Origin of the sequence: Nonomuraea sp. PA05 (assembly GCF_008086045.1) — a bacterium.
Classification (GTDB): Bacteria; Actinomycetota; Actinomycetes; order Streptosporangiales; family Streptosporangiaceae; genus Nonomuraea; species Nonomuraea monospora.
The window spans coordinates 22637-47296 of record NZ_VSEY01000059.1 but is presented as its reverse complement, the minus strand read 5'-3'; the positions used below and the strand labels follow the sequence as shown (position 1 = coordinate 47296).

At 71.3% G+C, this 24660-nt stretch carries 21 protein-coding genes; 9 read left to right on the top strand and 12 right to left on the bottom strand.

Going from position 1 to position 24660, the window contains the following annotated elements; translation table 11 throughout:
* Positions 1-55: 55 nt before the first annotated feature.
* Both FXF51_RS53910 and FXF51_RS53905 read left to right on the top strand, forming a co-directional pair.
* Positions 56-682, top strand: coding sequence for an RNA polymerase sigma factor (locus FXF51_RS53910; protein ID WP_148442633.1), 627 nt, complete (start codon positions 56-58; stop codon positions 680-682).
* A gap of 3 nt (positions 683-685) precedes the next feature.
* Positions 686-1639 (top strand): CU044_5270 family protein, encoded by a 954-nt coding sequence (locus FXF51_RS53905; RefSeq protein WP_148442632.1) that lies wholly within the window; start codon positions 686-688, stop codon positions 1637-1639.
* Between the two features lie 269 nt (positions 1640-1908).
* On the opposite strand, the gene FXF51_RS53900 is transcribed toward FXF51_RS53905, so the two are convergent.
* From FXF51_RS53900 to FXF51_RS53890, 3 genes are all read right to left on the bottom strand, one after another.
* Positions 1909-2499, bottom strand: a complete 591-nt coding sequence (locus FXF51_RS53900; RefSeq protein WP_148442631.1) for an ArsR/SmtB family transcription factor — start codon at positions 2497-2499, stop codon at positions 1909-1911.
* Positions 2500-2562: 63 nt separating this feature from the next.
* The gene (locus tag FXF51_RS53895) at positions 2563-3066 is read right to left on the bottom strand and encodes a pyridoxamine 5'-phosphate oxidase family protein (protein WP_148442630.1); all 504 of its coding nucleotides are present in this window, start codon (positions 3064-3066) and stop codon (positions 2563-2565) included.
* Positions 3067-3120: 54 nt separating this feature from the next.
* Positions 3121-3660 (bottom strand): cysteine dioxygenase family protein, encoded by a 540-nt coding sequence (locus tag FXF51_RS53890; RefSeq protein WP_148442629.1) that lies wholly within the window; start codon positions 3658-3660, stop codon positions 3121-3123.
* Between the two features lie 110 nt (positions 3661-3770).
* Here FXF51_RS53890 and FXF51_RS53885 point away from each other — a divergent pair, with 110 nt between their 5' ends.
* The 3 genes from FXF51_RS53885 (at position 3771) to FXF51_RS53875 (ending at position 12092) form a co-directional block, all read left to right on the top strand.
* A complete protein-coding gene (locus FXF51_RS53885; RefSeq protein ID WP_148442628.1) occupies positions 3771-4634 on the top strand; it encodes a LysR family transcriptional regulator in 864 nt (287 codons plus the stop codon).
* 77 nt (positions 4635-4711) lie between these two features.
* Positions 4712-5338, top strand: a complete 627-nt coding sequence (locus tag FXF51_RS53880) for a LysE family translocator (RefSeq protein ID WP_148442627.1) — start codon at positions 4712-4714, stop codon at positions 5336-5338.
* Positions 5339-5438: 100 nt separating this feature from the next.
* On the top strand, positions 5439-12092 hold the full coding sequence (locus FXF51_RS53875; protein ID WP_148442626.1) for a tetratricopeptide repeat protein: 6654 nt from the start codon (positions 5439-5441) through the stop codon (positions 12090-12092).
* A 35-nt stretch (positions 12093-12127) separates the two neighbouring features.
* Here the strand turns inward: FXF51_RS53875 and FXF51_RS53870 are convergent, their stop codons facing one another.
* Positions 12128-12736 (bottom strand): TetR/AcrR family transcriptional regulator, encoded by a 609-nt coding sequence (locus FXF51_RS53870; protein WP_148442625.1) that lies wholly within the window; start codon positions 12734-12736, stop codon positions 12128-12130.
* An 84-nt stretch (positions 12737-12820) separates the two neighbouring features.
* Between FXF51_RS53870 and FXF51_RS53865 the strand changes: the two genes are divergently transcribed.
* Positions 12821-13564, top strand: a complete 744-nt coding sequence (locus FXF51_RS53865; RefSeq protein WP_148442624.1) for an SDR family NAD(P)-dependent oxidoreductase — start codon at positions 12821-12823, stop codon at positions 13562-13564.
* Positions 13565-13574: 10 nt separating this feature from the next.
* Here the strand turns inward: FXF51_RS53865 and FXF51_RS53860 are convergent, their stop codons facing one another.
* The 6 genes from FXF51_RS53860 to FXF51_RS53835 are packed head-to-tail and all read right to left on the bottom strand — an operon-like array spanning position 13575 to position 20655.
* Positions 13575-14435 (bottom strand): alpha/beta hydrolase, encoded by an 861-nt coding sequence (locus FXF51_RS53860; RefSeq protein ID WP_148442623.1) that lies wholly within the window; start codon positions 14433-14435, stop codon positions 13575-13577.
* A gap of 30 nt (positions 14436-14465) precedes the next feature.
* A complete protein-coding gene (locus tag FXF51_RS53855; protein ID WP_148442622.1) occupies positions 14466-16052 on the bottom strand; it encodes an acyl-CoA synthetase in 1587 nt (528 codons plus the stop codon).
* On the bottom strand, positions 16052-17200 hold the full coding sequence (locus tag FXF51_RS53850) for a thiolase domain-containing protein (protein ID WP_148442655.1): 1149 nt from the start codon (positions 17198-17200) through the stop codon (positions 16052-16054). Before FXF51_RS53850 ends, FXF51_RS53855 begins: the two co-directional genes overlap by 1 nt.
* 2 nt (positions 17201-17202) lie before the next feature.
* A complete protein-coding gene (locus FXF51_RS53845) occupies positions 17203-18222 on the bottom strand; it encodes a thiolase domain-containing protein (RefSeq protein ID WP_148442621.1) in 1020 nt (339 codons plus the stop codon).
* The gene (locus FXF51_RS53840) at positions 18219-19118 is read right to left on the bottom strand and encodes a Zn-ribbon domain-containing OB-fold protein (RefSeq protein WP_262380498.1); all 900 of its coding nucleotides are present in this window, start codon (positions 19116-19118) and stop codon (positions 18219-18221) included. Before FXF51_RS53840 ends, FXF51_RS53845 begins: the two co-directional genes overlap by 4 nt.
* Positions 19108-20655 carry an acyl-CoA synthetase gene (locus FXF51_RS53835; RefSeq protein WP_148442620.1) on the bottom strand — a complete coding sequence of 516 codons (1548 nt, stop codon included), beginning with the start codon at positions 20653-20655 and terminating at the stop codon, positions 19108-19110. The genes FXF51_RS53840 and FXF51_RS53835 overlap by 11 nt, the downstream gene beginning before the upstream one ends.
* Before the next feature lie 113 nt (positions 20656-20768).
* On the opposite strand from FXF51_RS53835, the gene FXF51_RS53830 reads away from it, so the two are divergent.
* From FXF51_RS53830 to FXF51_RS53820, 3 genes are read left to right on the top strand one after another with little or no spacing between them, the layout of a single operon-like run.
* A complete protein-coding gene (locus tag FXF51_RS53830) occupies positions 20769-21578 on the top strand; it encodes a crotonase/enoyl-CoA hydratase family protein (RefSeq protein WP_148442619.1) in 810 nt (269 codons plus the stop codon).
* Between the two features lie 55 nt (positions 21579-21633).
* Positions 21634-21912, top strand: a complete 279-nt coding sequence (locus FXF51_RS53825; RefSeq protein WP_262380497.1) for a type II toxin-antitoxin system Phd/YefM family antitoxin — start codon at positions 21634-21636, stop codon at positions 21910-21912.
* A complete protein-coding gene (locus FXF51_RS53820; protein ID WP_148442618.1) occupies positions 21905-22309 on the top strand; it encodes a type II toxin-antitoxin system VapC family toxin in 405 nt (134 codons plus the stop codon). The genes FXF51_RS53825 and FXF51_RS53820 overlap by 8 nt, the downstream gene beginning before the upstream one ends.
* Before the next feature lie 75 nt (positions 22310-22384).
* Here the strand turns inward: FXF51_RS53820 and FXF51_RS53815 are convergent, their stop codons facing one another.
* Both FXF51_RS53815 and FXF51_RS53810 read right to left on the bottom strand, forming a co-directional pair.
* Entirely contained in the window at positions 22385-23491 is a 1107-nt protein-coding gene (locus FXF51_RS53815; protein WP_148442617.1) for an NAD(P)H-dependent flavin oxidoreductase, read from the bottom strand.
* A gap of 161 nt (positions 23492-23652) precedes the next feature.
* Positions 23653-24576, bottom strand: a complete 924-nt coding sequence (locus FXF51_RS53810) for a DUF3068 domain-containing protein (RefSeq protein WP_148442616.1) — start codon at positions 24574-24576, stop codon at positions 23653-23655.
* Positions 24577-24660 lie beyond the last annotated feature (84 nt).

The following is a 24660-nucleotide window of genomic DNA, read 5'->3' as shown; positions in this document are numbered from 1 at the left end:
GCCCCGCTCGCGGCAATTACCCATGTCATGACAGCGAGCACCCGAGAGGCAAGACATGCGACACGAGAGCCGGGCGAACGCCTCGCCCCGGCTGGACGGCCGCTCCACGCAAAGCCTGCGGCTCACCCATCCCGCGGACGTCCCGCCGCCCACCCCGGATCCCGAACGATTCGCCAGGCTGTTCATCGACCACGCCCCCGAGCTCAAGCGGTACGTCGTGCGCCGCCTGGGCCTGGAGCCGGCCGACGACATCGTGGCCGAGACGTTCGCCGTGGCCCTGCAGCGGCTGGAGACGTACGACGGGCGGCGCGGTGACGAGCGCGCCTGGCTGTACGGCATCACCACCAACCTGATCGGCCGGCATCGCCGCCGCGAGATCGCCCTGTACAAGGCGCTGAGCCGTACGGGGGCCGACGCGGTGACCGAGCCGTTCACCGACGCGGTGGAGCAGCGGGTGGTGGCGGACGGGGCGCGCAGGCGGCTGGCGAAGGCGCTGGCCGGGCTGTCGCGCAAGCACCGGGACACGTTGCTGCTGGTGACGTGGACGGAGCTGACGTACGAGGAGGCCGCGGTGGCGCTCGGCGTGCCCGTGGGCACCGTGCGGTCGCGCGTGAACCGGGCTCGGAGCAGATTGCGCCGGGTGCTCGCCGGCATCGATCCAACCGTCGCGGACGAAGGATGACTGATGGTGAACGAGATCGAACTCCTCAGGGAGATGCGCAGCGAGGTCCCCGAAGGGCTGAGCGTGTCGGAGGTGGAGCGGAAGCTGGCCGAGCGAACGGCCGGGGGCGTGCGGCCCGTACGACCGCGACGCCGGTTGCGGCTGGGGATGAGCGTGGCGGGCGCGTGCCTGCTGGCCGTCGCGGCCATGGCCGTCCTGCGTCCTCAGCAGGCGCCCACAGTGCCTCAGCCCAGCGTGGCGGCGCAGCCCGGCGGCGCGGCGCGCTCCAGCGGTACGGGACAGGCGGGTGGCGCGGTGGCGGTGCTGGAGCAGGCGGCGCTGGTCGCCGATCGCAGCGCCGCTCTGCGGATCCGGCCCGGCCAGTGGTTCTACGTCAAGGAAACGCAGCACTTCGAAGGCGCCGACCTGCCGACCTTCGAGGTCTGGGCCAGGATGGACGGGAAGCGGCATGCGCTCAGGACGGAGGACGGCGAGCTCAAGTTCGGCAAGGAGAAGGGCCCGACCCACGTCGGGCGTACGCAGCAGGAGGTGGAGGCGCTGCCGTCGGACCCGGACGCGTTGCTGGCGCACTTCCGTGGGCTCGACCGCGAGCTGACTCCCCTGTCGGTCTGCCCGCTCACCTGCCCGCCGGAGATAGCGGAGGACGTCAAGGTGTTCGGGGCGATCGGGTGGTACATGAAGTTCGGGGCGATGATCCCGCCGGACACCGTCGCGGGGATGTATCGGGCGCTGGCCAAGCTTCCGCAGGTGTCCATCGAGGAGGGCGCCACCGACGCGGACGGGCGGCCGGGGATCGGCGTGGTGTTCGACGCCGGGGACGGCGTCAAGGCGTACTACATCCTGGATCCGGAGGACTACCACTACATGGGGGTGAAGATAGTGGGGAGTGACAACGGAACCATGGGGATGTCGGTTCTTGGAGCGGGGATCGTGGACAAGGCGGGCGACATTCCCTGATCCATCCCCTGGTCACCAGTTCACCCAGGTCGAGCACACACGACCGTTCCACTGGGTCAATACCGTGCGACCAAGCGCAGCCCCGTCTCCACAAGGAGCCAGCCAACCCGCTGCTCCCACGTACGGGACGCAGCGCGTGACCGGCGGGCCAGGCGGTGACGATCGGCCTCCGCCCGCAGCTCGCGGCCCCTCTCCCGCTCGACATACAGGTACAAGTCCGGATCTAACATCGAACGCCCCTCACTTCCTGATGGCCGATGGTTGATGGGTCAGGTTCGGAACGGGAAGCCGTACGTCTGCACGGCGACGTTCTCCCGCCCCTCCGTATCCCCCGCCTCCCGCGCCGCCTCCGCCCGCATCCGATAAGCACCCACCAGTTCGCCGATCTCGTCACGCAGGGAGCGCAGTTCCTCCACGGTGAGCAGCATCAGCGACTCTGAGGAGAAGGCGGAGTCGCGCCAGTCGTCGCTCCACGCGCCCTTGGCGTCGAGGTAGCTCTCATACAGCTCGACGCGCTGCCGGGCGTACACCCGGGAAACGGCGGTGTGGACGGCGTTGCGCTCGGGGGCGTCGCGGAAGTCCTCGTCCATGGAGGACATGCTGGTGACCACCGGCCGCCACCATCGCTGTCTGGCGTCGCCGCCGCGCCCCTCGAACTCCTCGATGATGCCGTGCTTGGCCAGTTTGCGCAGGTGGTAGCTGACCAGCGACACGGCCTCGTCCACCTGGTCGGCCAGTTGTGAGGCCGTGGCCGTGCCCGCGACGTAGAGCGCCCGGTAGAGCTTGATGCGCAGGGGATGGCCCAGGGCCTTGAGCGTGTCGAGGTCGGTGATGCGGCGGGTCTGCTCAGGGGAGGACATGCTTCCACCGTAGAAGCAAAAGGAAAGTTGCGCAATATTAGTTGCGCAACTTTTCTTTCGGATCTAGCGGAAGAGCCACCGGGTCTGGGCGTAGTCGCCCTTGCGGAACCCCAGCACCTTGGCCGGAGCCACCGCGAACACCATCGCCTCTCCCCCATGGGCGTTGACGAACACCCCGTCCCCCACGTCGAAGTGCCACTCCGCGGTGTACTTCGCCTCCCACGTGTCAGCCAGCCGCTTGAGCCTCCCCGGGTCGGTGACGCGCTCGGCCACCCCCTCCACCATCAGGTCCAGCCCCTCATGCAGAGCGCTGGCCCCCGTGGTCAGCACACAGTTGCGGTTGCCCTCCAGGTTCCTGGCCTTCTGCTCCTGCGCCCCCGTACAGAAGTGCAGGGCGTCGTCCTGCCAGACGGCCAGCAGCGTGGTGACGTGCGGGCGGCCGTCGGCGCGCACCGTGCTCAGCCAGTACGTCTCAGCGTTCGCGAGTTGCTCCCGCGCCTCGGTCCAGGGGGTCGCAGCGGCGTTCTGCGCGCTGAAGCGGGCGTCGAGCTCCGTCGTGGGTTCCATGGTCGCTCCCTCGGATCGGGTGTCTCCAGGACAGACCGGCGGAGCCCCCGGAACTCATCGCGTCGAGAGGACCGGGAGGTCGTAGACCCGGCGGACGCTGCTGCCGAGCCTGCTCACGTCCGCCCCGTACACGTGCAGCGACACCCCCGTCTCCGAGCTGGTGTTGCGCACCTTGTGGATGTCGCCGGGCGGCGCGAAACCGCTGACCTCCCCCGGACGGTTCTCCGCCCGCCCGATCTCGACCAGGTGATCACCCAGGTCGCGGTAGAGCGTCTCGTCCTCGATGCCGCTGAGGATGCCGAACGTGCACCACGACACGTGGTCGTGGATCACCGTGTCCTGGCCGGGGCGCCAGACGACGCCGACGACGGAGAAGTGTTCCTCGGCGTGGAGGAGGTGGGAGACGTACCGTTCTGGCGAGCCCGCGCGCTCCTGCGGCGTGAGGATGTCGAGGCTCGGGAGGTGTTCGCGGAGCAGGGCGGCGACGGCGAGCGCGGTCCGGTGGCCGTCGAGCCGGCGGCCGACGATCCGCGACACGCCCGAGACGATCGGCTCGAGTCCGGGCCTGGCGACTGTGGTGGCGGCCACATCCATGGTGATCCCCTAGGAACAATCAGTGATCTGCCTTCCCTTCCTACGGTCCTGCATCTGGAACGATAGGTCCAACAGAAGTCTTCTGGCCGATCAATAGATACGATTGATGAATGCTGGATGTCGTACGCCTGCGCGTGCTCGTGGCCGTCGCTCGCAAGGGCTCGCTCACCGCGGCGGCCAAGGAGCTGCACTACTCGCAGCCCTCCGTCAGCCACCACCTGGCCCGCCTGGAGGCCGAGACCGGGGCCAAGCTCATCCAGCGGGCGGGGCGCGGCATCCGGCTCACGGAGGCGGGCCGGCTGCTCGCCGAGCGGGCTTCCGAGATCATCGGCCGCCTCGACGCCACCGCCGAGGAATTGGCCGCCCACGTGGGGCTCCGTTCTGGACGGGTGCGACTGGCCGCCTTCCCCTCCGCGCTCGGGACGTTCATCCCGAAGGCCGCAGGCCTGATGGCCGCCGCGCACCCCGGCCTGCGTCTGCAGCTCACCGAGACCGAGCCCCCGGAAGCGCTGCGGCTGCTGCGGGCGGGGCGGGTCGACGTGGCGGTGATGTTCCGGTACGACGACACCGCCCCCGAGGACGGCGGCATCCACATGCTCCACCTCCTCGACGACCCCAGTTACCTCGTCTCCGGCACGACGCCCGGGCAGCCGGCCGACCATGCGGAGTCGGCGTGGATCGCCGGGTGCGACCGGTGCCGCAGCCATCTGCTGGACGTCTGCGACAAGGCCGGGTTCGAGCCGCGGATCGCGTTCACCAGCGACGACATCGTGGCCGTGCAGGCGCTGGTGGCGGCCGGGCTGGGGTTGACCATGCTGCCGGGGCTGGCGCTGGCCGCGCACCGGCATCCGGAGGTCGATGTGGCGGAGGTGCCGGGGTCCACCAGGCATGTGTACGCGGCGGTTTACGGCGATCCGCCCCATCCGCCGGCTACCGAGGCACTGCTCACGGCTCTGCGGGACAGCCTGCGCTGACCGCCGCGGGGGATCTGCGGACAGCCTGCGATGACCGCCGCAGGCAAAGCCTTTGACGCCCGTCCTAGCATGGCCCCATGCCGGATATATCGACACTCGCCATCTTCTGCGTGGCCACCCTCGGGCTGCTGCTGGTCCCCGGCCCCGCCGTGCTCTACATCGTCACCAGAAGCGTCTCCCAAGGCCGCACCGCCGGCCTGATCTCCGTCCTCGGCATCCACACCGGCTCGATCGTGCACATCGCCGCCGCCGCGCTGGGCATCAGCGCGCTGCTGGCCGCCTCGGCCACGGCGTTCACGATCGTCAAGTACGTGGGCGTGGCGTACCTGCTCTGGCTCGGCGTCCGCAAGCTCATGCAGAAGGCCGGCGGCGAGGAGACCATCGAGCTGAAGGTGCAGTCGCGGCGGCGGCTGTTCTGGGAGGGGTTCGTGGTGAACGTGCTCAACCCCAAGACCGCGATCTTCTTCCTGGCCTTCCTGCCGCAGTTCGTCGTCCCCTCGGCGGGGCCGGTCTGGCTGCAGATCATGGTGTTCGGCCTCGTGTGGCTGCTGCTCGGGATGGCGTCGGACGGCACGTACGCGATGCTCGCCTCCGCCCTGGCCGGCCGCGTCCGGAACTCGGCCCGCGCACGGCGGCGGCTGGACGTCGGCAGCGGACTCGTGTACCTGGGGCTGGCCGCCTGGCTCACGACCGAGAAGGCCTGACAAGCCAGGAAATTTCCGCGCCTTGATGCGATAGTGAGAGGGAGATCAGGCGCTGATCGGGAGCTTCATCTTCCGTACGTAGCTGACAGGTAGCGGACCTATGGACACGCCACCACACCGCCTCGGGCTCGAACGGGTCGTAGAGGTCTTTTCCGGTCATGACGACCTCGTCGGCACGACCGGCTCCGGATACGCGGTCGGTGCCGACCTGGTGCTGACCTCCGGGCAGGTGGTGGCGCCCTGTCATGTGCGGCCATCGTGGTCCGGGCGCTGGCTGACGGCCGAGCCGGTGTGGCGGGGGCGCGGTGGCGCGGACGTGGTGCTGCTCCGCGTGTCCGAGGCGGCCTGGGGTGAGCTGCCCGGGATCTCCCACCAGCGCTGGGCCAGGGTGGCGGGGGGCGGCTCCTTTCGTCTGCGGTGCGTGGCCCGAGGGTACGCGCAGGCCGGGGAGCGGGGCGGGCTGCGGGACGCGCAGACGCTGTCGGGGCTGGTGAGCCCGCCGGCTGGTGCGGTGTCCAAGGCGATGGTGGTGAGCGTGCTCTCGCCCCAGCTCGACGCGCCACCTGCCTCGCCGTCGCCATCGTCCTCGCCCCGGTTCGATGCGACGCCTGCCTCGCTCTGGTACGGCATGTCCGGCGCCGCGCTGCTCGCCGAGCCCGCCGGCCAGCTCGTCGGTGTGGCCCTCCCCCGTTCCGGTGGGTACGCGGGGCGCCGTCTGGACGCCGTGCCCGTGACCGCGCTGCTGGGCGATGCCCGCTTCCGTGAGCTGGTGGGGGTGCCGCCGGGGCCGGTGGAGACCGTGTCCGAGAGCCACCGATCGGTGGCCCTGCCGGCGCTGCTCGTACCGGCTCGCGAGCAGTTGCCGCAGGACTGCCCTGACTGGGTGCTGTTGATGGCGCGGCACGCGGTGGTGCCGTTCCTGGGGCGGGGCGAGGAGCTGGGTGAGCTGCGTGCCTGGGCCGCCGAGCCCGGGCCGCTATCGGTCGCGGTGTTGAGCGGGCGCGGGGGGACGGGGAAGACGCGGCTGGCGGGTGAGCTGTGTGTGGAGTTGGCGCAGGCGGGGTGGGATGCGGGGTTCCTGCCCTTGGAGGTGGTGACGCGGCTGCTGTCCGGGGAGCGGCTCGCGACGCAGGCGTCGAAGGAACGTGCGGAGCAGCAGGCCTCGGGAGGACGTGCGGAGCAGCAGGCGTCCGGTGGGCGTGCGGAGCAGCAGGCGTCCGGTGGGCGGGCCGGGAGCGAGGCGGTCGGTGAGGTCGTGACGCTTGATGCGGTGAGGCCCACTCTGGTGGTGGTGGACCGGCCGGAGGCGTCCTCGCCGGTGGTGGGCGAGCTGGTGCGGCGGCTGGCCAAGCACGGGCACAACGCGCGGGTGCGGTTGCTGCTGGTGGCGCGGGAGCCGGGAGAGGCGGAGTGGTGGCGGCGGCTGGACACGGCGGCGGGTGGCTGGCTCAGGCGGCTCAACACGACGACGGTGCAGCTCAACGCCCGCCCGCTGACGCTGACCGAGCGGAACGAGCACGCTCGGGCGGCCATGAAGGCGTTCGCCCCGAGCCGGGCCGCGCTGCCCGAGCCGCCTCGGTTGGACGATCCGGAGTACGGTCTTCCGCTCCATGTCCACCTGGCCGCGCTGCTGCGGCTGTGTGATGGGGACGGGGAGGTCGGTGAGGAGTCGGCGGGCACGGCAGGAGGGGCTGAAGGCCGGGCGTCGGAAGGCGATGGGGCACCGAGGCGAGGCACGGATGCGGGAGCGGGTGCGGGCCGAAGCGAGGGTGCGGGCCGGTTTTCGGGTGAGGGTGCGGGCGGCGCGGGCGGTAGTGGGCTGATCGGGCGGTTTCTGGCGCGTGAGCGGTGTCAGTGGGAACGGGTCTGGCCGGACGACGAGGAGCCCCTCAGCGAGGCGACGGCGCAACAGGCGGTGGCGGTTCTCACGCTCACCACGCCGACGCCCGCCGAGCTTCCCGGCCTTCTGACAACCGTCCCGGGGCTTCGTTCCCGTGCCCCCGGTCAGGCGAGTGACCCGCCGAGCGGCACGTCCCCTCCTGACGCCGACGTTCGGGACGGCACGCTCACCGTGGCCCGCTGGCTGACGCACCTGTTCCCGAGCCCTCCCGATCACCTGCGCGGCGGGCGGCCCGCGCCGCTCGGGCACGACCTGGTGGCCGAGCAGCTCCTGGCCGGGACCGAGGACCTGGATGCGCTCGTGCTCGCCGTCCACGACCATGAGGGCCGCACGGTTCATCACCTCGTACGCATGCTCGACGTTCTGCGGCTGTCGGCGGCCAGGAAGCCGGTCAGGGCGGCGTTGTGGTCGCTGGTCGCCAGCCGCCTGGGCAAGCTGGTCGCGGAGGCTGTGGCGAACCCCGCCGCCGGGCTCGGCGATGCGCTGAATGCCGCGCTCCTTCTGTTCGCGGGCGACAGACAGCTCGCTGAGACCGTGGCCGCGCTGCCCATCGGGGCGCGAGTGCCGCAGGCGGAGGTGGGGGCGCGGGAAGCAACAACGCGGGTGCGGGAGATCGGGCCGGGGGTGCGGGAAGCGGAGCTGGAGGTGCGCGGGACCGGGCTGGGGGTGCGGGAGGCCGGGCTGGGGGTGCGGGAGGCCGGGCTGGGGTGTCGGGCGCTCAATGTGACGCTGGCCGAGCTGGCCATCCGTCATCGGCGGGGCAGCGGTGGGCGGCTCGCGCTGGCCGGATCGTTGACGTGGCTGTCGAGTGCGCTGGCGGCCGTGGGCAAGGTCGGGGAGGCGGTTGTCGCGGCGGCCGAGGCCGTGGAGACGTATGCGGGCGCTCCCCCGTACGAGGAGGCGGCCGGGCGGGCGGAGGCGCTGTTCGGGCTGGGGGCGTGTCTGCTGCTCGGCGGGGAAGCGGGCGGGGCGTTCAAGCCCGCGCAGGAGGCGGCGGCGCGGTACCGGATCCTGGCCGAGGAGGATTCCCGTTACGCGGAGCGGGCTGACAGGGCGCACTACAACGTCGCCTGCGCGTTGCTGGAGCTCGGGCGGCTGGGTGAGGCGGTGGAGGCGTTCGAGGCGGCGGGTGGGAGCGGCGAGTTCGCGTCTCGGGTGAGAGGGATTCTGGCGGTGCTGCCCGAGCCGGTCTTGGCTCGGCGCGCTGGTGAGGTGGCGGTGGGGGTCTTCGGGGCGCGCACGCCGCCGACCGCGACCCCTGCCACGACCCGGACCGGTGGCGAGAGCGGGGACGGGACTGGAGGCGAAGCTGCGGCTGGAACCCGGGACGGAGCCGAAGCTGAGGTCAGGGGCGGAGACGGGGCTGAGGTCAGGGGCGGGGTCGGGGCTGAGCAGCGGGCGGCGGGGTTCCAGTCGCCAGGCCCGCTGACCTCGTCCGAGGAGACCGCCGTCGATGACGCGCTGCCCGACCTGGCAGCCTGCCTGGCCGCAGCCGCCACCACCGCCGTCAAGAACACCGCCCCCACCAGCAGAAACGTGGCCCACGACCTGCACCGCGCGGCCACCTGGCTGGAGGCGAACGGCAGACCGGCCGAGGCCCGGGCCCCGGCCGCCGAGGCCGTCGCGCGACTGCGGGCCCTGGCCGCCGAGGAGCCGGGCCTTCGCGCCATGCTGGCGTCGGCCGCGGCCGTGCTGTCCAGGCTGCATGCCCGCTTGGAGGACCTGGACGCCGCCGTGCGTTCGGCCGCTGAAGCCGTACGGAACCTGCGCGCCCTCGTCACGCTGGAACCGGACGAGCACCACCCCGCCCTCACCGGCCGGCTTCTCGACCTCGGCGAGCTGCTGCTGATGGACGACCGCCCCGACGAGGCGCTCGCCCCGCTGCAGGAGGCGATGACCGTGGCGGCCGAGCGGCGCACTGCCACCGACGCCAGGGGCAGGCGGCTGCTCGGTCTCTGCCTGGACGAGCTGGGCAGGACCGCCGATGGGCTGGCGCACCTTGAGATCGCCGCCGAGCTGTACGACCTGCTGAGCCTCGACGACGACTCCTACCTGGCCCACCGCGACGAGGCACGCGGACGGCTGGAGTCGGCCCGGCAGCCCGACCGTCCGGCGGCGGAGCCGTGGTTGCTGTCGAGGTCCCGGCCGGAGGAGGCCGTGGAGCGGGCGGAGCGGCGGCTGGCCGAGTGCAGGGAGGCCGTCGAGGACGCCGGCATGCCGGAGATCGAGCAGATTCATGCGTACCTGTCCGCGCAAGCCTCGCTTGCCCAGGCCTGGGCGGAGGCGGGCCGGCCAGGGGACGGGTTCGCGCTGGCGATGCAGGCGGCAGAGCTGCTCCAGCGGCACGCCGGGCCCGACCGGCCGCACGCGATCGCCGTCGGCATGGTGGCCGCGGCGCTCGGGCGTTCGCTCGTGGGGCTCGGACGGTACAAGGAGGCCATCCCGCACCTGCTCACGGCCATCGAGTCGTACGAACCGCACGCCGAGGCGAGCGCCGAGTTCCGTACGGAGCTGGCGCGGCTGATGGTCCTGGAGACCCTCGCCCTGTCGCGCGCCGCCTGCCCGTCCGACGCCGAGGCCGCCGCGGATCGGGTGGTCGGGCTCTACGAACGGCTCGTGTCCGAACGTGCCGAACACCCGCTGGCCCTGGCCGGGGCCCTCCGGTTGCAGGGCGGGATCCGCCTCGCCAGGCAGAGCCCCGACGGCGCGCTCCGTTCGGTCACCCGCGCGCTCGAACTCGTCCCGTCTCCCTCCACCGTCGAGGAGCGGCTGCTCGCCGCCACCTGCCTGGAGCTGGCCGGGCTGTGCCTGGCGGAGCTGCACGAGAGTGACGCCGCCCGCGACCGGCTGGCCGAGGGGACGGCGGCCATGGGACGGATCGGGACGGTTCCGCACGATCTGGTCGGTGTGCATCTGCTGGCGTCGGTGCGGCTGGCCGGGATCCGGGTGGAGGAGGAGGGGCCGGGTGCAGGGGTCGCCCTGTACGCGCAGGTCCTTGGGTTGCGGCCGGTGCCCGGGGTGCCGGTGCTGGATGACGTCGTGGAGGAGCTGGCTCGGTTCGCGGGGCAGCCTGGGGTGGTGGTGGATGGGCTGGTGGGGCCGCTCACGGCGTTCACGGAGGCGTTGGTGCGGGAGGTGCCGCTGAGCAGCGGGGCGCTGGAGACTTACGGCCGGTACGGGCGGTGTCTGGTGGGGCTCGGTGCTGGGGCGGCGCGGGTGGGTGACGGGGCGAGTGCCGTTGCGGTCGCGGAGTTGGCCGTGCGGGTTCATCGGGAGCTCGCGTGTGTGGCGCCCGCCCATCGGGAGGCCCTCGCCTCGGCCCTCGCCACGCTCGCCGCTCTGCCTGATGACCGGGCTGATCCGGCGGGGCTGGAGGTGCATGAGCAGGCCATCGACCTGCTCACGCAGTGCATGACCGGTGAGCGGGAGGACGGCGTGCCGGACGCGGCCGGTGGAGGCGGGAACAGCGTGCCGGACGCGGCCGGTGATCGGCTCGTCCGGATGCTCGCCGACACCCTCCACCACTACGCGGCCGAGCTCCTCGACCGAGGCCGGGCCGTAGAGGCGCTGGCCCACTGCGAACGAGCCGCCGACCTCTGCGACGAGCTGGACGACCCGGCCCTCGCCGCCGCCACCTACGCCCAGCTCGGCTCCACCCTGGCCGCGCTGGACCGCCCCCAGGCCGCCCTGGAGGCGATGGCCTGGTCACTGGCCGAGTTGGACCGCGCCGGGGAGGCAGAACACGAGCCGGACCGCGCGGGGATGGCAGGACATGATCCCCACCGCGCAGGAGAAGCGGGACATGATCCCCACCGCGCTGGGGAAGCGGCACACGGGATGCCGGGCGGCAGTGACCCGAGGCGGGTGCGGGCGCAGGCGATTCAGGTCAAAGGCCGGGTGCTGCGCACGTTCGGCCGCGGCCAGGAGGCGCTGGCGCACCTCGTGGAAGCCCTGCGCCTGTTCACCGACCTGCACGAGCCGCTGGCCGCCGCCGAGACCGCCGCCCTGATCGCCGACGACCTCCTGACCGCCGGACGCCCACAGGAGGCCGCCGAGTACGCACGTACCGCCACGACCGGCCACGAGCCGGGCACCGTGAAGCACGCCCTGGCCACCCAGCGCCTGGCCAGGTGCCACATGATGCTGGGCGAGCTGGCCGCCGCGAACACGCTGGTAGAGGGCCTGATCCCGCTGGCCAGACGCTCCCCGGACGATCTGACGCACCGGGCGATCCTGGCCGACTCGCTGGCGCAGAGCTCGGAGCTGATGCCGCTGCTGCGGCTGGACGGCGGCGCGGAGGCGGAGGCGCGGGCGCGTGAGGCGATCGCGATCTACGACGAGCTGCTGACCACGGGCATGAACGCGCAGGCCCTGCACACCAGCCGCGCGGGAGCCTGCCTCACGCTGGCTTCGGCGTTGCGGATGCGGGACCTGGCGGCGGAGGCGATCCTGCCGTTGCGGGAGGCGGTGGCGGCGCTGGAGCGGTTCTCGCCGGGGAACCCGATGCAGGCCGGGCTGCTGTCGCGGGCGATGCTCATGCTGGGTGACGCGCTGATGGAGGCGGGCCGGGCGCTGGAGGCCGGGCTGGTCTTCCACCGCAGCACCCAGGTGACGCGGGACGAGCTGACCAGGGCGGTGGCGCACGCCCGGCTCGGCTTCTGCCAGCAGGAGCTGGGCAGGGACGACGCCGCCGACGCCGCTCTGCGCGTCTCCGCAGACCTGCTGCGCGAGCTGCCGGTGGCGGAGCCGGATCTGTTGCGTGACGTGCTGGCCGGACGGCTGAAGCTGCTGGAGAAGGCGGGCCGGACGCACGACGCGAAGGCGGTGGAGGCCGAGCTGCGCCGCCTGAGCTGACTCAAGGCAGGGGTCGGACGAAGCACCGCGCCGCCTCAGGCGGGCGGCCACTGCCGTAGTGCCATGTCGGCCACCAGGTGGAGCTCGTCGCGAGTCGCGCCGCCGGTGGCCTGGACGGCGATGCCGTTGGCGACGGCCATGAGGTAGCGGGCGAGCACGTCGGGATCGGCCTGCTCGGGCAGGTCGCCATCGTCGACGGCCCGCTGGAGCCGGTCCCGCAGGAGTGAGATGCCGTTGTTGCGCCAGGCCGTCAACGTGTCGCGAGCGCCGAGCCCGGCCTCGCCCGCCGCCAGGGAGCCCTGGACGCCGAAGCACCCGGCAGGACACCCGGGATCGGTGGTGGCACGGACGGAACCGTGCAGGAAGGCCGCGGCCACCTGCGCCGCCGTCGGCTCCTCCACGGCTCGGGGTACGTAGGCGGCGGGGCCGTCGGTGTAGCGCCGCAGGGCCTGGTGGAACAGGTCGTCCTTGCTGCCGAAGGCGGCGTACATGCTGGTGCGGCTGATGCCCATGGCGTTGGTCAGGTCGGTGAGGCTGGCGCCCTCGTAGCCCTGCTCCCAGAAGACGCGCATGGCCGCGTCGAGCGCCTTGTCGGCGTCGAAGCCGCGCGGCCGGCCGATCGGCGCCTTGCTGCGGGTGGTCATGCGATCGATCATACCGCTTTTGTACCGATCGGTCCTGAAGTGCTACGGTACCGATCGGTACAGGAATATGACGAGGTGAGAAGTATGGGACAGTTCGAAGGTAAGACCGCCGTCGTCACCGGCGGCGGAACGGGGATCGGTCTCGCGACCGCCGTCCGGCTGGCGGCCGAAGGCGCGCACGTCTTCATCACCGGCCGCCGCAAGGAGGTCCTGGACGCGGCGGTGGAGCGCATCGGCTCGGCGACGGCCGTGCGGGGCGACATCGCGGACCCGGCCGACCTGGACCGGCTCTACGCCGCGGTCCGGGCCCGGGGCCGGGGCCTGGACGTGCTGTTCGCCAACGCCGCCGCCGCGTCGTTCGCGACGCTGGAGCAGACCACCCCTGAGCACTTCGACGAGACCTTCGGCGTCAACGTCCGGGGCACCCTGTTCACGGTGCAGAAGGCGTTGCCGCTGCTCAACGACGGCGCGTCGGTGATCCTGAACAGCTCGGTGCGGGCCGGTGACGGTGTCGCGGCGTTCGGCGCGTACGCGGCCTCCAAGGCGGCGGTCCGGTCCTTCGCCCGCACCTGGGCCAACGAGCTCAAGGGCCGCGGCATCCGGGTCAACGCGATCTCCCCGGGCACCATCGACACTCCCGGGCTCGACGGCGTGGTCGCGGGGGGCAACGCGCCCGCCACCAAGTCGGACTTCGCCGCGGCGGTCCCGCTCGGCCGGATCGGACGCCCGGAGGAGGTCGCCAGCGTGGTGGCCTTCCTCGCCTCCGACCAGGGCAGCTTCTTCCTGGGCGCCGACCTGGTCGTCGACGGGGGCGAGATGCAGCTCTAACGAGAAGGCGCTAAGGGCGGAGGAAGGCCAGCAGGGCCGCCGCCACCTCCTCCGGCGCCTCCTCGGCCATGTGGTGCCCGCTGTCGATCACCTGTCCGGTCACCTCATCGGCCCACTCCCGCCAGATCTCCAGCGGGTCCCCGTAGAGCTCCTCCATGTCGTCCTTGGCCGACCAGAGGAACAACACGGGACAGCCGAGCCGGCGCCCCGCCCGCCGGTCGGCGTCGTCGGCGGCCCGGTCCACGGTCAGCCCCGCCCGGTAGTCCTCGCACATGGCGTGAACGGTGGCCGGGTCGTGGATGGCCCGCCGGTAGTCCTCGTACGCCTCCTCCCCCATCTCCTCGGCCGTCCCCCGGTACCAGCCGTCCGGGTCGGCGTTGATCACCCGCTCGGCGGGCTTGGCGGTCTGCCCGAGGAAGAACCAGTGCCACCAGGCGGCGGCGAAGCGGGCGGCGGCACGGGCGAGCGCCTCGCCGATGGGGATGCCGTCCATCACCGCCAGGCGGGTGACGGCGTCGGGGTGGTCGGCGGCGAGGCGGTGGGCGACGTACGAGCCGCGGTCGTGCCCCGCCACGGCGAAGCGTTCGTGCCCGAGCGTCCGCATGAGGGCCACCATGTCGCCGGCCATGGCGCGCTTGGAGTAGGGCTCGTGGCCGGGGGTGGTGCGCGGCTTGCCGGAGCGCCCGTACCCGCGCAGGTCTGGACAGATCACCGTGTGGTGCGGGGCGAGGAGGGGGACGACGCGGTGCCAGGTCGCGTGGGTGCGGGGGTGGCCGTGCAGGAGCAGCAGTGGGCTGCCGGAGCCGCCGTACCGGACGAACAGCTCCGTCTCGCCCACGCTGATCATGTCGCTCTGGAAATCGTCGAACATCCGGCCGCCCCTACCCCGGAGGCGGCGAGGTCAGGCGTCCGCTCGGGCCGCCGTCTCGCGGGCCCACCGGTAGTCGGCCTTTCCGGCCGGTGAGCGCACCATCTCGGTGACGAACGCGTACGTGCGCGGCACCTTGTACCCGGACAGGAGCTGCCTGCAGTGCGCGTCCAGGTCGGCGGCGGTGACCTCGACCCCGGGGCGGGGCTCGACGACGGCCGCGACCTTGTTGCCCCACCGCTCGTCGGGCACCCCGGTCACCACCGCGTCGAACACCGCCGGATGCCCCTTGAGCACCGCCTCGATCTCCTCGGGGAAGACCTTCTCCCCGCCGGTGTTGATGCACTGGGAGCCACGGCCGAAGATGTTCACGGTGCCGTCGGTGCCGACGGTGGCCAGGTCGCCGGTGAGCAGCCAGCGGTTGCCGTCCTCGTCGGTGACGAAGGTGCGGCTGGTCTTGGCGGGGTCGTTGTAGTAGCCGAACGCCACCCGCCCCGACCTGGCGACGGTGCCGAGCTGGCCGGAGCCCGGCTCGACGGGCCGGCCCTTCTCGTCGAGCACGGCCAGCTTGACGACGGAGTTCGGCTGGTAGCGCAGGCCCTTCTCGGGTGAGGAGCCGGCCACGCCGGAGGCGGTGTAGCCGGACTCGGTGGAGCCGAAGCTGTCGAGGATCATGATGTTCGGCAGCAGCTCCTGGAGGCGGTCGCGGACGGCGCCGCTCAGGATGGCCCCGGTGGAGCTGATCACGAACAGCGAGGAGACGTCGTACGAGCCGCGCTCCAGGGCTTCGGCCAGCGGCCTGGCCATGGCGTCGCCGGTGATGCTGATCGTGAGCGCGCGTTCGGCCTCCGCCGCCCGCCACACCGCGTCAGCGTCGAACTTGCGCACGAACACGATGGTCGAGCCCATCCACCAGGTGAGGAACATGGCCATCTGGGCGGCGCCGTGCATGAGCGGCGAGGCGGCCAGCATCACGGTGGGGTTGGCCTTGACGGCCTCGTCGATGACCTCCTGCGGGGTGGCGCGCGGCTCGCCGTACGGGTTGCCGCCGCCGAAGCCCATGAACAGGTCCTCGACGTGCCACATGGCGCCCTTGGGCATGCCGGTGGTGCCGCCGGTGTAGATGATGTAGACGTCCTGGCCGGAGCGCGGCGCGAAGCCCCGTTCCGGCTTGCCGCGCTCGATCGCCGTCGCGTACGGCACCGCCGACGCGATCGACGGCGGCCCGCCCGCGACGATGAGGTGCTTGAGCAGCGGCGCCTGCTCCAGCACCGCACTCACCCTCGGCTCGAACTCGACGTCGTAGATCAGCGCCCTGATGTCGGAGTCGCGGTAGAGGTAGAGCAGCTCGGCCTCGACGTAGCGGTAGTTGACGTTGATCGGCACGGCCCTGATCTTGAGCACGGCGAGCATGCCGGCGACGTACTCGATGCTGTTGTAGAGGTGCAGGCCGACGTGCTGGCCGGGCTGGATGCCGAGGTCCAGCAGGTAGTGGGCGAGCCGGTTCGCCTCGGCTTCCAGCTCGGCGTAGGTGCGGCGCTCCTGGCCGCAGACGACGGCCGTGCGTTCCCCGATCGTGTCCGCGAGGCCTTCGAACAGGTCAGCGTGGTTGAACTCCATCAGGGTCTCTCCCGTCCGACGATCCACATCGCGAAGAACTGGGCTCCCCCGCCGTACGCGTGGCCGAGCGCCGTACGGGCGCCGTCCACCTGGTGCTCGCCCGCCATGCCGCGCACCTGCAGCGCGGCCTCGGCGAACCTGATCAGCCCCGACGCCCCGATCGGGTTGCTCGACAGCACCCCGCCTGAGGCGTTCCACGGGGTGTCACCGTCGAGCGCGGTGGCGCCCGACTCGGTGAGCTTCCAGCCCTCACCTTCGGCCGCGAACCCCAGGTTCTCCAGCCACATGGGCTCGTACCAGGAGAACGGCACGTACACCTCGGCCACGTCGATCTGCCGTCGCGGGTCGGCGATGCCGGCCTGCCGGTAGACGTCGGCGGCGCAGTCCTTGCCCGCCTGGGGGCTGACCGTGTCGCGGCCGGCGCGGAAGATCGGCTCGGAGCGCATGGCGGTGCCGTGCACCCAGGCGGGGGTGCCGGTGGCGGCCGACTCCGACGACAGCACGATCGCGCAGGCGCCGTCGCTGGACGGGCAGGTCTCCAGGTAGCGGATGGGCTCCCAGAGCATGGGCGTGGCCTCGACCATCTTCTGGTCGATGCCGGGGATCTTGAGGTGCGCGTACGGGTTCTTCAGCGCGTTCAGCCGGTCCTTGACGGCCACCAGCGTGCCGATGTGGCCGGGGGCGCCGGACCTGCGCATGTACTCGCGGATGTGCGGCGCGAAGTAGCCGCCCGCGCCCACCACCAGCGACGCGCTGAACGGCAGGTGGGTGGACAGCGCCCAGGTGGCGTTGGACTCCGACTGCTTCTCGAAGGCGACCACCAGCACCCGCTCGTGCACGCCGCCCTGGATGAGCGAGGCGCCGACCAGGGCCGTGGAGCCGCCGACGCTGCCCGCCGTGTGCACGCGCATCATCGGCTTGCCGGCCGCGCCGAGCGCGTCCGCGAGGTACGCCTCCGGCATCATCACGCCCTCGAACAGGTCGGGCGCCTTGCCGATGACCACGGCGTCGATGTCCTTGAACGTCAGCCCGGCGTCCTCCAGCGCGCGCAGCGCCGCCTCGCGTACGAGGCCGGCGATCGAGACGTCCCTGCGCTTGGTCGTGTAGTGCGTCTGGCCGACGCCGATGACCGCACACCGGTTACCCATGGTCATGCCTCCAGGACGGTCACGAGGTTCTGCTGCAGGCAGGGGCCGCTCGCGGCGTGCGCGACCGCGCGGCCCGCCGTCCCGTCGTGGATGCGGCGGGCGGCCTCGCCGATGCGGATGAGGCCGGTGGCCATGACGGGGTTGGCGGCGAGCGGGCCGCCCGACGGGTTGATCACGGTGTCGCCGCCCAGTTCGAGCGCCTCGCGCAGGATGACCTCCTCGTGCGGGAACTGGGCGTGCAGCTCGGCCACCTCGACGGGCCCCTTGCCGACCCCGGCGGCGCGGGCCGCGTCGGCGGCGGACGCCGAGCGGGCCAGGTCGCGCAGGCCCAGGTAGTGCGGCTCCGTGCGGTGCGCGATGCCTCTGATGTAGGCGGGGCGCGGGGACAGCTCGGTGGCCAGGTCGCCGGCCGCGAGCACGATCGCGGCGGCGCCGTCCGTGATGGGCGGCACGTCCGTCTTCTTGAGCGGCTGTACGGCGAAGTCGTCCCCGTCGGGTTCTGGCAGGTCGAACGCGTACGGGTTGCCCCGGCCGTCGGCCCGGCTGCGCCGGACGATCTCGTCGAGCTCCTGCCGGTCCGCGCCCACGGCGGCGGCCTGCAGCGCGGCGTAGGAGAGCTGGTCGAGGCCGAGCGGGGCCAGGTAGTACGGGTCGAGCTGCAACGTCATGATCGTCCGCAGGTCGCCGAGCGACGACTTGCCGAAGCCGTAGACCAGGGCGGAGTCGACGTCGCCGTGCTGGAGCCGCACCCACGCCTCGTACAGGGCCCAGGCGCCGTCCATCTCGACGTGGCTCTCGGAGATCGGCGGCCAGGCGGCCAGCGCGTCGAGCGCCGAGACGAACGAGAACGGCGCGCCCGCCAGGTAGTCGCAGCTTCCCGAGCAGGTGAAGCCGAAGCGCTTGAGCCCGGTGCGCTCCTTGACCTCGCTGATCACGGGGTGGATCAGCTCGTGCTCGCTCAGCCCCGTGTCGGTGTCGGTGTGCCGCGTCTGCGCGAACGCGACGATGGCCACGTCTCTCATGCCAGCTCCACATCAGGCTCGCCGGTGGGGGCGAACCAGCGGATGTTCGCCATGGACGCCGTGCGCTCGCTCTCGGGCACCCAGACCGCCCTGACCCGCATGCCCTGGCGCACCTCGTGAGCGGGTACGTCCCCGATGAGGGCGATCATGGGGATGTCCGCCCCGTCGAGCAGGATGTACGCCGACACGAAGGGCACCTCGGGGGCCCGGGGGTCGGGCAGGTTGTTGATGGCGAACGTGGTGATCGTGCCGGTGTCGGGGAGTTCGAGCGTGTCGGGGAGGTTGTTTCCGCATTCGGGGCAGGCCAGCCGGAGCGGGACGTACACCTTCTCGCACTGCTCGCAGCGGCTGCCGAGCAGGACGCCGCGCTCGACGCCCTCCAGGAAGACGCGCAGCGCGCCGCCTGCCTGGAGGCGGTATTCGGCGCGCACGCCGGACACGATCCTCGTGACCTCGGGGGCGAAGTGCGAGATGTCGGTGATGTGGCCGGTGGGGCTGTCGCGCCAGACCGGCCAGACCCGGGTGCCGGGCGCGAGGGCCTTGGGGTTCTCCGCCTCGACGGCGTGCAGGAGGTCGGTGCCGGCGCCGTCGAGCCGGATCAGCGCCCAGGCGAAGGGGCGGTCCAGGGGGTGGCCGTCGAGCGGCTCGTCCACCCAGGCCGAGGTGGTGACCGTGCCGGCGGGGCCGACCTCGACGTACTCGCCGGTCACCGGCTCGCCGGTCGCGGGGTCGTACTCCAGAGGGGGGACGAGCACCCGCCCCTCCGCCGTCCGCACCCCGACGATGCGGCGGGCGCGCAACTCGCTGAGGAACCGGCCGATGACCGGCCCGGTCGTACGCGTGTAGCCGCCGGGGAACTCCAGGACGTGCTGAGCGACCAGCGGATCAGATGGCACGGTCGTGTCCCTCCCAGTACGGGGCGCGAAGTTTGCGTTTGAGCAGTTTTCCGTTCGGCTCGCGGGGCATCTCGGCGATGAAGTCGATGCTCTTGGGCCACTTCATCCTGGACAGCCGGCCGTCCAGCGAGGCCAGCAGCTCGGCGGCCAGTTCGGGCCCCGGCTGGGCGCCGGGCGCGGGCTCGACCACGGCCTTGATCTGCTCGCCCCACTCCTCGTCCGGGATGCCGAACACGGCCACGTCGGCGACCTTCGGGTGGATCATGAGCTCGTTCTCGATCTCGGCGGGGTAGATGTTCGTCCCGCCCGAGATGATCATGTCGGCCTTGCGGTCGCAGAGGTAGAGGAAGCCGTCCTCGTCCAGGTATCCGATGTCGCCGACGGTGAAGTGGTCCTTGAGGCGGTTCGCGGCGGTCTTGGCGGGGTCGCCCTTGTACTCGAACTGGACGCCCATCATCTTCATGTAGATGGTGCCGGGGGTGCCGGTCGGCACGGGCTCGCCCTGCTCGTCGGTGATGAGCAGCTCGCTGATCGGCCAGGCCTTGCCGACGGTGCCGGGATGGGCCTTCCAGTCCTCGGGGGTGGCCAGGGTGCCGCCGCCCTCGGTGGCCGCGTAGTACTCGTACACGCAGTCGCCCCACCAGTCGAGCATCGCCCATTTGACGGGGACGGGACAGGGGGCGGCCGCGTGGATCATCCACCGCAGCGACGACAGGTCGTACTTTTTCCGGACCTGTTCGGGGAGCGCGAGCAGGCGCTTGAAGTGGGTCGGCACCATGTGCGAGTTCGTGACGCCGTGGCGCTCGCAGAGCGCGAGCATCCCCTCCGCGTCCCACTTGTCCATGTAGACGAGGGTGTGCCCCATGTGCAGGGCCGTGCCGCCGAACTGGGTCACGGCCGTGTGGTAGCTGGGCGAGGTGACCAGGTGGGCGTTCGGGCGGCCCGGGGTGATGCCGAACAACCCGAGCAGGAACGTCATGAGTTCGGCGGCGTCGTCCGGATCCAGGCCGCTGAGCGGTCGCCTGACGCCCTTGGGCTTGCCGGTGGTGCCCGAGGTGTAGTGCATGGTCGCGCCGGCGGTGCGATCGGCGGGCGCGGTGTCCGGCTGCCCGTCGGTCAGCTCGCTCGCCCGGCGGAACCCCTCGGCCTCGCCTCCGAGCAGGAAGCGGCGCTCGGGCTCGACGGCCTCGGCCGCACGGGAGCCCTCCTGGAGGAAGCGGGGGTGCACGAAGAACGCCTTGGCCTCGCTGTCAGAAACGATGTAGGCGATCTCGGGCCCGGTCAGGTGCCAGTTGATCGGCGTGTAGTACCAGCCGGCCTGCAAGGCGGCCAGGTAGAGGACGAGGCCGTCGGCACCGTTCGGCACCAGCCCGCAGACACCGTCTCCGGGCTGGAGGCCGAGCTCGCGCAGCCCGTGCACGAGCCGGTTCGAGCGGGCCAGCAGGTCGCCCGCGCGGTGCCGGGTGCCATCGGGGTCCACGGCCGCGATCCACTCGGGATCCGCCTGCGCGAGCCTCCAGAAGCCGAGCGTGCCCATCTGATCTCCTCAGCGCGGGAGCGAGAAAAATAGGAACCTGTTCTCTTTTTTGGGAGCGTATCCCGGCCCATACTTCGTAGCAAGCGCTTGATCTAGTCACTCTGGAGGCGTCCGTGGAAGTCCTGCCGATCAGCACCCCCCACTGCCGGATCGAACGCGACGGCCACGTCCTGATCGTCACCATGAACCGGCCGGAGGCCCGCAACGCGCTCTCCTCCGACATGCTGATCGGCCTGGCCTCGGCGTGGGCGTACGCGTCGGGCGAGCCGGGCGTGCGGGTCGCCATCCTGACGGGCGCCGAGGGCACCTTCTGCGCCGGCGCCGACCTCAAAGCCATGGGTCAGCCGTCCACCGACCCCGACGTACAGGCCCGCGCGGCCCGGATCCCCAACTTCCACTGGAAGGGCCTGCTGCGCGAGGACCTGCCGACCAAGCCGATCATCTGCGCGGTGGAGGGCTACGCGGTGGCCGGCGGCACCGAGCTGCTGGTGGGCACGGACCTGCGGGTGGTGGCCGAGTCGGCCACCCTCGGGCTGTTCGAGGCCAAGCGGGCGCTGTTCCCGATGGGCGGCAGCGCCGTCCGGCTGCCCCGGCAGATCCCGTACTGCCACGCCATGGACCTCCTGCTCACCGGCCGCCCGATCACCGCCGCCGAGGCCCTGTCGATGGGGCTGGTCAACCGGGTGGTGCCGGACGGGCAGGCGCTGGCGGTGGCGCGCGAGCTGGCCGAGGACGTGGCCTCCTCGGGGCCGCTGGCTGTGCAGGCCATCTTGCGGACGTATCGGGACACGCTGGGGATGCCGGAAGCCGAGGCGTTGAAGGTGTCGGACGAGCTGGGGTGGCCGGTCATCGGGTCGGAGGACGCCAAGGAGGGCACCCGGGCCTTCCGCGAGAAGCGGCCGGCCGCGTACGAGGGGCACTGAGGCGGGTAGTCTTAGCGTGTAGCACAGTGAGCTACACAGGGCTACGATGGGTCGCATGATGAAGGTCATCAGTCAACGAGAGTTCCGAAACAACTCCGCCGCCGTCATGAATCAGGTCGAGGCGGGTGAGACCTTCCACATCACCCGCAACGGCGTCGAGATCGCAGAGTTGCGGCCGCTGCCACGCAGACGCCGCTTGAGCGCGGAAGAGCTGGTCACCAAGCATCGTCTGCTGCCCCGGGTCGACTACGCCGAGATGCGCCGCGAGGCCGATGAGCACTTCGGCACCGAGGATCGCGTGGACGACGATCCCTGGGAGCGCCGTCATGGCTGAACGTCACGCCAGCGGGGTCATCGACACGTGCGTGTACATCGATCTCGGCGAGATCCCCGCGGAGGCCCTCCCTGCTCAGCCGGAACTCACGGCGATCACCCTCGCCGAGTTGCATCAAGGCGTGGCCATGGCGAAGGACGAGGCGACCCGGGCCGCCCGCGTGGAGAGGCTCGGGGCCGCCGTGGTCGACTTCGAGCCACTGCCCTTCGACGCCGACGCGGCGGCCCGCTACGGCTCTCTCGTCGCACTCACCAGAGCGGCCAAGCGCGACCCCCGGCCGAGGCGCATGGATCTCATGATCGCCGCTGTCGCCTCCAGCCGGGGCCTGCCGCTGTACACCCGCAACACCGACGACTTCGTGGGCCTGGAGAGCCTGGTCACAGTCGTGCCCGTCTAACCGTCAGTCGCCCATGAGTGGCGCCAGCCGTTCCAGCGCCTAGTCGCCCGTGAGGCGCTCCAGCCGTTCCAGCGCCTAGTCGCCCGTGAGGCGCTCCAGCCGTTCCAGCGCCTCCCCGTACTCCTCCACCAGCCCGAACACCACGTCCTTCGCCGACCGCACGGAGTTCATCACCCCGATGATCTGCCCGGCGGGGAACGTGGCCAGCTCGGAGGCGTCCGACCGCCCGATCCGCCGCAGCGCGTCCGACACCAGCATGAACTGCAGCGGCATCGGCAGCGTCCCCGGCGACTCCTCCGACTCCCACGCCTCGGTCCACTCGTTGCGGAGCAGCCGGGCGGGCTTGCCGGTCCAGCTCCGGGATCGGACGGTGTCGCGGGAGGTGGCCTCCAGGATGCGGCGCTTGGCCATCTCCGGCGTGTCGGCCTCCTCGACGGTGAGCCACAGCGAGCCGGTCCACACGCCTTCGGCCCCCAGCGCCATCCCGGCGGCCATCTGGCGGCCGTTGCCGATGCCGCCGGCCGCGAGGACGGGCACGTCCACGGCGTCCACGACCTGCGGGATGAGCACCATGGTGGAGATCTCGCCGGTGTGCCCGCCGGCCTCGGTGCCCTGGGCGACGACGACGTCCACGCCCACCTCGACCTGTTTGAGCGCGTGGCGCGGGGTGGAGGCGAGGGCGGCGACCTTGACGCCGTGGGAGTGCGCGAGATCGACGACGTCGGCGGGCGGCGGCCCGAGGGCGTTGGCGAGCAGCGCGATGGGGTGCCGCAGGGCGACCTCGACCTGGGGCCGGGCGGTGGCGTCCGTCCAGCCCAGCAGGACGCGGCCGGCTTCGGCGTCGCCCGACAGTCGCGGGACGCCGTGTTTGGCCAGGAGGTCCTCGACGAAGGCGCGGTGGCCTTCCGGGATCATGGACTGCAGGCGGCCGACCAGTTCCTCGGCGGCGAAGTCGGCGCCCTCGTAGGAGGCCGGCATGACGACGTCCACCCCGTACGGTTTGCCGTCCACGTGGTCGTCGATCCACTTGAGCTCGGTCTCGAGCTCTTCCGGCGTGAAGTAGAGCGCTCCGAGCACCCCCATGCCGCCCGCCCGGCTCACGGCGGCGACCACGTCCCTGCAGTGACTGAACGCGAAGATCGGGAGCTCGATTCCGAACATGTCCGTGACGCGTGTCCGCATGGCCCGACAATACGTCCGCGACACTGCGAACTGCAACGCGTTCTAGACTAGAACCTTTCGTCTGGTACCGGTGAGTAACCTTGGACTATAACTAGTTCTAGTTAAGATTCGCAGACAATAAAAAAGGGCCCGTTTTCACGGGCCCTGAATTGCGTCGCCGTTTACTCGATCGGCTCCCTGCGGCGGCGGGCGAGCACCACTCCGGCCACCACGAGCACCAGGCCCACGACGAGCAGCACCAGCGGGATGACGTTGCGCAGCAGGTTGATGGTGTTCTTGCCGGACTGCGCGTTGTCCACCAGGTTGTTCACGGTCGCGTCGGTCATCTTCGCGGTGGCGATGAAGGCCGCCGTGCGCTCCACGCCGTCCTGCGTCTTGAGCACCTCGTGCCGCTGCACCTCCTGGCGGACCGGCGAGCCCGTGACCGGCTCGATCCAGTACGTCGTCTTGCCGTCGTACCAGCGGTCCACCTGCACGTCCCCGGTCTCGCCGGTGATGCCGAGCACGTTGGCGGGGGCGGTGCGGGTCTCGGTCTTGGTCGGCGGGACGCTCTGCTCGAAGACGTAGACGGGCAGCCCGTTGACGTTGTCCTCACGGACGAAGGTCGCGTCGTACGCCTTCTGCGCCGTGGCGTTGAACACCTTGTAGGTCTTCTTCTCCACGTCGAAGGGGAACTTGTAGATCTGCCCCTCCAGCGTGACCGGCGCCTTCTCGATGTTCACGGCGCAGCAGTTCACCGCCACGCCCGTGTACTTGTTGAAGGCGCTGCGGCGCTCGGAGATGTCGATCTGCGGCCGGCTGTTGGTCACGTCGTTGACGACCGTGGCCTCGTCCCAGACCACGTGGTCGTCCTTGGCCTCCTTCACGTCCCCGCGCGTGGTGACGATGATGTCGAGGTCACCGGTCAGCACCTTGAGGTCCTGCATGGAGAAGTACTGGGCGCTCTTGGCCTCCAGCCGGGAGATGCCGAACTGGTTGGCCGGCGCCGAGATGATCTGCTCGGACGCCCAGAATTTCAGCAGTGGTGCCAGCGTGATGAAGAAAGCCCCGAACCCGATGAGGACGAGCGTGGAGATACGACCCATCGAGGCCTCCGCATTTTGTAGAACATGTTGTCGTTTGCGTACGATCGTCGAGGAACAAAGTATGACAGGGGGTGATGCGCGTCA

Coding starts and splice junctions, on each gene's coding strand:
- FXF51_RS53820 (WP_148442618.1), top strand. CDS start 21,905: ATGGCTGAACGTCACGCCAGCGGGGTCATCGACACGTGCGTGTACATC.
- FXF51_RS53885 (WP_148442628.1), top strand. CDS start 3,771: ATGCTGGATGTCGTACGCCTGCGCGTGCTCGTGGCCGTCGCTCGCAAG.
- FXF51_RS53825 (WP_262380497.1), top strand. CDS start 21,634: ATGATGAAGGTCATCAGTCAACGAGAGTTCCGAAACAACTCCGCCGCC.
- FXF51_RS53810 (WP_148442616.1), bottom strand. CDS start 24,576: ATGGGTCGTATCTCCACGCTCGTCCTCATCGGGTTCGGGGCTTTCTTC.
- FXF51_RS53865 (WP_148442624.1), top strand. CDS start 12,821: ATGGGACAGTTCGAAGGTAAGACCGCCGTCGTCACCGGCGGCGGAACG.
- FXF51_RS53845 (WP_148442621.1), bottom strand. CDS start 18,222: ATGAGAGACGTGGCCATCGTCGCGTTCGCGCAGACGCGGCACACCGAC.
- FXF51_RS53835 (WP_148442620.1), bottom strand. CDS start 20,655: ATGGGCACGCTCGGCTTCTGGAGGCTCGCGCAGGCGGATCCCGAGTGG.
- FXF51_RS53895 (WP_148442630.1), bottom strand. CDS start 3,066: ATGGAACCCACGACGGAGCTCGACGCCCGCTTCAGCGCGCAGAACGCC.
- FXF51_RS53875 (WP_148442626.1), top strand. CDS start 5,439: ATGGACACGCCACCACACCGCCTCGGGCTCGAACGGGTCGTAGAGGTC.
- FXF51_RS53880 (WP_148442627.1), top strand. CDS start 4,712: ATGCCGGATATATCGACACTCGCCATCTTCTGCGTGGCCACCCTCGGG.
- FXF51_RS53860 (WP_148442623.1), bottom strand. CDS start 14,435: ATGTTCGACGATTTCCAGAGCGACATGATCAGCGTGGGCGAGACGGAG.
- FXF51_RS53910 (WP_148442633.1), top strand. CDS start 56: ATGCGACACGAGAGCCGGGCGAACGCCTCGCCCCGGCTGGACGGCCGC.
- FXF51_RS53890 (WP_148442629.1), bottom strand. CDS start 3,660: ATGGATGTGGCCGCCACCACAGTCGCCAGGCCCGGACTCGAGCCGATC.
- FXF51_RS53815 (WP_148442617.1), bottom strand. CDS start 23,491: ATGCGGACACGCGTCACGGACATGTTCGGAATCGAGCTCCCGATCTTC.
- FXF51_RS53870 (WP_148442625.1), bottom strand. CDS start 12,736: ATGACCACCCGCAGCAAGGCGCCGATCGGCCGGCCGCGCGGCTTCGAC.
- FXF51_RS53850 (WP_148442655.1), bottom strand. CDS start 17,200: ATGGGTAACCGGTGTGCGGTCATCGGCGTCGGCCAGACGCACTACACG.
- FXF51_RS53905 (WP_148442632.1), top strand. CDS start 686: ATGGTGAACGAGATCGAACTCCTCAGGGAGATGCGCAGCGAGGTCCCC.
- FXF51_RS53900 (WP_148442631.1), bottom strand. CDS start 2,499: ATGTCCTCCCCTGAGCAGACCCGCCGCATCACCGACCTCGACACGCTC.
- FXF51_RS53855 (WP_148442622.1), bottom strand. CDS start 16,052: ATGGAGTTCAACCACGCTGACCTGTTCGAAGGCCTCGCGGACACGATC.